At 46.0% G+C, this 1,112-nt stretch carries 1 protein-coding gene; it reads left to right on the top strand.

The annotated features are described in order from the left end of the window. The first annotated feature begins 47 nt into the window (after positions 1–47). Positions 48–1,079: an IS630 family transposase gene (locus Xentx_RS18080; RefSeq protein ID WP_074021866.1), complete on the top strand. Its 1,032-nt coding sequence runs from the start codon at positions 48–50 to the stop codon at positions 1,077–1,079. Positions 1,080–1,112: the final 33 nt, after the last annotated feature.

The raw sequence follows: 1,112 nt of genomic DNA, 5'->3' as shown, positions 1-1,112 counted from the left end.
ATATTAACACGGTGTATAAACACAAATAGATCATGTATCATACCGACATGAAGAAAGATACTCGACAACTCTCACCTGAGATACAGCAATATAACCGACAACTCGTGATACGGATGTATCAGGAAGGCGTTTCACGGCAAACGATTGCTGCCGCTTTAGGCATTAACTACAACACGATTTGTATTTGGGTCAGAGCCTGGCAAATAGGGGGCGATGAGGCCTTGGTGCAAGGTCAACGTGGTCGCCGCATCATGGAAAAACGCCTATTGACCCCCATTCAGGAAGAAAAACTTCAGCAACTCCTGTGTGATAAATCGCCGCCACAAATGCAACTGCCTTTTGCGCTCTGGGGACGTCGGGCCATTCAAGCCGTCATCTGGCAGATGTGGCGGATTAACGTGGCAGAAAGAACCCTGACCGACTACCTGAAACGCTGGGGATTTACACCGCAAAAACCGTTAAAAAAGGCCTATGAACAAAACCCCAAAGCGGTTGAACAGTGGCAGAAGGAAACCTATCCCGTTATTAAGAAAAAAGCGGCGGAAGAAGGGGCTGAAATTTGGTGGGGGGATGAAACCGGGATAAAGAATACGTGTCAACACGGTCGTGGCTTTGCCCCCAAAGGACAGACACCTGTCGTCGATGTCAGTGCGAAACGCTTTTCACTCAATATGATATCTGCCATCAACAATCGGGGCAGTGTGAGATTTATGTTGTACAGAGAAACGATGACCGCCCGAAAATTGCTCCACTTTTTCCAACGATTGATAAAAGAAGCAGGTCGCAAGGTCTATTTAATTCTGGATAACTTACGGGTGCATCATGCCAAAATAGTGACAAATTGGTTGGAAAAACATCAGGGCCGGATTGCGGTGTTTTATTTACCGGCGTATTCACCGGAATTGAATCCCGATGAGTATCTCAATGGTGACCTAAAAAGTGCCCTTCGTCATTCTTCACCGGCAAGAAGTCAGCAGGAATTAGCCGGAAAGGTCAAAAGCCATCTAAGGAAGCTCCAGAGAAGAAAGGCGCATGTTGCCCGTTTTTTCCACCATCCTAAAATTCGTTATGCGGCATGATATAAATATAGGTATTTAAACACCGTATTAATA

It is taken from the genome of Xenorhabdus thuongxuanensis (assembly GCF_001908095.1).
GTDB classification, from domain to species: Bacteria; Pseudomonadota; Gammaproteobacteria; order Enterobacterales; family Enterobacteriaceae; genus Xenorhabdus; species Xenorhabdus thuongxuanensis.
This window is presented reverse-complemented; position numbering and strand designations above follow the sequence as displayed.

What these genes read in the sequence shown, in the direction of transcription:
- Xentx_RS18080 (WP_074021866.1), top strand. Translation starts at nt 48, where the DNA reads ATGAAGAAAGATACTCGACAACTCTCACCTGAGATACAGCAATATAAC.